Raw genomic sequence first — 4,170 nt, 5'->3', positions numbered from 1 at the left:
TTTTCATAGCATCTCGAAGTTGTTAATTTATATCACTACTTTATTAGATGATTGCATAAGACGCATTAAATTCACACAGATAGATTTAACAATTATTGAGTGAGTTTTGAACCAATTGCGCTATTTTAAAGCCTATTGCCAAATGTTGGATATCATCAAAATGAATCCCATCACCATCTGTTATGTTAATGAACGAGTTAAAATCAATAAAAGCGCACTTATTATTAGCTGCAACGCTTTTAAATGCACTAGAGAGCTTTGTTACTTTTGTATCAGCCTCTTCATAAATACGTGAATACTGCTCGGTAATTCTTATTTTAGGTGGGCTAGCAATAATAATCTTAGGAGATTTTAAAGTACTACCTTGCTGATAATAACTATGTATTGAGTTAATTAAATCATTCAAGCCATCTGCTATTAAAGTAGGTGTTAAATTAAAACGCTTTTTAAGATCGTTTGTACCAAGAGCTATAATAATAAAGTCGAGATCATGCTTATCCAAATAAGGCTTTAAATAGCTAACACCATTAAGCACACCGTCAAACGGGGGATTATGCACTAAAGTGCGATTAGGTTGCCCTGCCTCTATTACGTTAAAACCACACCCTAAGTTTTTATTTAAAAGTGATGTCCAACGGGTATTTTCATCAAAGCGTTTACCCGTTACAGGGTTTAAGCCCCATGTATTTGAATCCCCAAAGCAGAGAATATTTTTTATTATTTGAGTCATTAAAATGGATTGAGCGTATAGCCTTGCTGTTGAAGTTGTGCGTGAGCGGTCATAGCCGAAAGCGACATTTTTACACCCTCAATTAAAAGCGCTGGCGTTACTTTAAAGTGAGTAGCAGATTGCCCGCAAACATACACTTTAGTGTTGTTTGCTAGTAGCTGCTCAATTAACGCTCGGTTTTTATTGTCAGCGTTAAAGCGTTTTTTATATTCGCTATTAGCTAACACATCAACACTTGCGCTGCCGTGCACAACTAATGCAAGTTGTATGTTTTCAGGCTTTACGCCATGCGCCACATGCATGTTAATAAAACGCGCTAGCGAATTTATTGAATTATTTTGCGCGCCTTTTTCAGCGCCATCAGCAACATCAAATGCTATTTTAAATACCGTAGCGTCATTAATTTCATCATGCTCGGGTACATTGTAATAATTACCATATCCCTTAATTGGTTGCTCTGTTGCATATATTAAAGGGCTAAAAAGCAGCACTAACAATAGTAAATATTTCATAAAACAGTCCTGTGTTTTTTAAGATTATTACTAAAATACCAGAGACAACCAAAAAAGGCTGCAATTTAAGCAACCTTTTGGGTACTTTTATGGCTGTGGTTAATAAACTGCATACCTAAATAACTAAACGTATTTTTAAACTGCTCTACAAAACAGGCGGGGGCTTCACTTGATGACGCATTAGAAAGCACTGAAAAATGCTTACTACGTAAACTACGAAGCTTAGGTTTTAATGCTTCATCGTCCATATAATCGGTTATTCTATCGATAAATAATTTCATTTGTACCGTGGTGCTGTACCAATAAACAGGAGACGCGAACACCCAATGATCATATTTTAAAAGTGCTTCAAACACAGCGTAAAAATCATCATTTTTATAGTTTTTGTTATAGCAGTACGGCGCAATTTTATAATCATCTAAGCATATTACACGCACATTATTTTGCTCTGCAAATCCATTAACGTGCGCCTGTGTATTACCATTTTTGCGTGCGCTTGAATAAATAATAACAGTGCTACGCTCAAGTTTTTGTTGCATTTAGTTAGCTCCTTTTTTAATGTTGAAAGAAGCTTAAAACCTCAAGCTATATTGAGGTCAAACGGAAATTAAAAATAATGCCAATAGATCAAAAAAAACTAACTGAGGCCAACTTAACCGTGGGTTATGTAGCAAAGCGTAGCGGCGTAAAAGTATCAACCCTACATTTTTACGAAACAAAAGGACTAATACGTAGCTGGCGAAATGGCGGCAATCAACGCCGCTATAAAAAAGATGTACTGCGCCGCATAGCGGTAATAAAAGCCGCACAAGCAATGGGAATAACCCTTGATGAAATTAAACAAACACTGGCCACATTACCTGATCAGCGCACACCCACGCAAAAAGACTGGGCAGCCCTTTCAAAGCAATGGCAAGCACAGCTGGACGAGCGGATAGTGTATATGCATCGTTTGCGCGATCGCGTTGATGGATGTATTGGCTGTGGGTGCTTATCTATGAGTAAATGCCCTATTTATAACAAAAATGACCACTTAGGCGAAAACCAAAGTGGTGCTATTTTGTTAGAGCGAGATTGAGGGCTAGATTAAAGTTAATCTAAGCCGCTTAGCCCCTCTCTCGCCGCTCGGTATAGAGCGCCTAGGGTTGAATCGAATACCGATTTTATAAAACTATATGTTAGCTCCACCGCTTTACTGATTACTTTGCCTGCAAACACTAACATATGCCCTAGTAAACCTAAGGTTTGTGTTGCAAACGAGGCTGACGCTTTAGCTATTTTATCTAAAGTACGCGCCAACATATCGTAAAAAGTGAGCCCAGTACCAATAGCAGCTTGGGCAGCAACTGCACTGTAATAGCCGGAATCTTTTAAAAGTGTGACTAACGCAGCCCCTAGTTTATCAGCCCAGAGGGAAGTAAAAGAGGCTTGATTTCTATCTTCAAATTTTAGACGCACAGGGGTACTCAAAAAATGATTAGCTTGAATGGTTAAGTTGTTCCAATTATTACTATTGGCTGTGTTTATATAGCCAGGCGTACCATTGAGGGTATGGGCAGCACCTTTTAAACCTTGCCCATTATCTAAGCGAATTTCTTGACCGCTATAAGGTGCATGCGAGAACGGCCACAAAGGTACCTTAGCAACTGGGTCTGCACCATGAGTACAGCGATAAATTTTATCAATTCTTGATGTCGCAGCCCGAGAGAAGTTTTCAAGCCCAACGCGCGGTGAGCCAAACGTATATAGCTTTACAGGTATTGAATATTCAGCTCTAATCCAATCAGCAGAAAGCGTCGCTAATGCACCACCTAAGCTGTGGCCAACTAAATGAATACAATCGGTTACTTTATCTTTAATATTAGCTTCAACAAACTCCTGTAACGCGGGCTTCATACTGTAAAAGGTCTTATTAAATCCAGCATGCACCATACTGCCATTTGAGCCTCCACTTAAACCAAAATGGCCATCAGTTAAGCCATCTCTTAGCGAGTTAGTACTCGAATTGTTATAACCGAATCACCCTGATAATCGCCAAGCCCATGCCCTACTAAAGCAAAACCCGTACTTAAATTAAATAAATGGGAGAAAAACCGCCCGTTACCCCTTGTACTGCGCCAGGGTTAACTGAAAAGTTAAAATTGTCGCGCAAAGATGCATGAAGTGAACGATGAAGTAAGTTAGTGGTTTTAATGCTTTTTGCTTTATAAGCAAGGTTAGCTAACTGTACCGCTTGGGTTGGCGTCAAAGTATTCATATAAGTTCCCTTTAAATTAATAGTTAAAGTTTACATGATGTGTAAATCGCAAAAGCGTGGCTGGTATCTTCTTTAATTGGAATATCGTATGTTTGCGGCTCTTTAGAAATATCGCACTTCAAGTGTGCAAGAAGCTCTTTAAGTGTGTCACTTTTTTCATGAATTGAAACAAGCGTGTACCATAAAACAATTCCTTCTGGCGTGCCGTTTTCTAAATAAATATGCTGAACCAACGAGTCGTTATCAAACATATTAGAGGGCTTACCTGTTTTTATTGTTTTTTCTGTAAAAGTAAAATAACCGTGTTCGTCTGTTGTGGTTTCGTCAACGTATTCATCGCCATAGGTGAGTGAGCGCATTACTTTAGTGTTTGCAACTGGCTGCCCATTATCTAATAACTGCCCCTTTACTAGAGCCGATAAATAAAATTCTTGTTTATTAAAAAAGCCAAACATATCCGCACAAGCCTGTGATGTAGTAAAAAAAACAACGGCAATAGAGGCTATTACCAACACAAAAATTTTTAAACGCGATAAAAACAAAGCAAACACTCTCCCAAGACCTAGCTATAAGCTACTTAATGTTTATGGCCAATTAATTACATCGACCATATTTATATTAAAAAAAGTAGGGGAACATACTAATTAGGTACAATTATACTGCACGTTTTT

General features: G+C 38.2%; 6 protein-coding genes and 1 pseudogene. 1 reads left to right on the top strand and 6 read right to left on the bottom strand.

Going from position 1 to position 4,170, the window contains the following annotated elements:
- Nucleotides 1–85 precede the first annotated feature (85 nt).
- From H5072_RS13040 to H5072_RS13030, 3 genes are all read right to left on the bottom strand, one after another.
- Entirely contained in the window at nucleotides 86–721 is a 636-nt protein-coding gene (locus H5072_RS13040) for an SGNH/GDSL hydrolase family protein (protein WP_182693758.1), read from the bottom strand.
- Nucleotides 722–729: 8 nt separating this feature from the next.
- The gene (locus tag H5072_RS13035; protein ID WP_182671945.1) at nucleotides 730–1,242 is read right to left on the bottom strand and encodes a DsrE family protein; all 513 of its coding nucleotides are present in this window, start codon (nucleotides 1,240–1,242) and stop codon (nucleotides 730–732) included.
- A 65-nt stretch (nucleotides 1,243–1,307) separates the two neighbouring features.
- On the bottom strand, nucleotides 1,308–1,781 hold the full coding sequence (locus H5072_RS13030; RefSeq protein ID WP_182674961.1) for a flavodoxin family protein: 474 nt from the start codon (nucleotides 1,779–1,781) through the stop codon (nucleotides 1,308–1,310).
- A 77-nt stretch (nucleotides 1,782–1,858) separates the two neighbouring features.
- Between H5072_RS13030 and soxR the strand changes: the two genes are divergently transcribed.
- Nucleotides 1,859–2,320 (top strand): redox-sensitive transcriptional activator SoxR, encoded by a 462-nt coding sequence (soxR, locus tag H5072_RS13025; RefSeq protein WP_182693756.1) that lies wholly within the window; start codon nucleotides 1,859–1,861, stop codon nucleotides 2,318–2,320.
- A 14-nt stretch (nucleotides 2,321–2,334) separates the two neighbouring features.
- Here soxR and H5072_RS13020 read toward each other — a convergent pair.
- The 3 genes and pseudogenes from H5072_RS13020 to H5072_RS13015 form a co-directional block, all read right to left on the bottom strand.
- Nucleotides 2,335–3,180 (bottom strand): annotated as a pseudogene (locus H5072_RS13020) (lipase family protein); the annotation flags it as partial.
- A gap of 130 nt (nucleotides 3,181–3,310) precedes the next feature.
- Complete coding sequence (locus H5072_RS21210) at nucleotides 3,311–3,499, bottom strand: hypothetical protein (protein ID WP_259395946.1); 189 nt, start codon at nucleotides 3,497–3,499, stop codon at nucleotides 3,311–3,313.
- A gap of 23 nt (nucleotides 3,500–3,522) precedes the next feature.
- Nucleotides 3,523–3,954, bottom strand: coding sequence for a transthyretin-like family protein (locus H5072_RS13015; protein ID WP_259395945.1), 432 nt, complete (start codon nucleotides 3,952–3,954; stop codon nucleotides 3,523–3,525).
- Between the last annotated feature and the right edge of the window lie 216 nt (nucleotides 3,955–4,170).

It is taken from the genome of Pseudoalteromonas sp. SR45-5 (assembly GCF_014163565.1).
GTDB classification, from domain to species: Bacteria; Pseudomonadota; Gammaproteobacteria; order Enterobacterales; family Alteromonadaceae; genus Pseudoalteromonas; species Pseudoalteromonas distincta.
The sequence above is the reverse complement of the archived record's forward strand: the minus strand, read 5'-3'. Positions and strand labels throughout refer to the sequence as shown.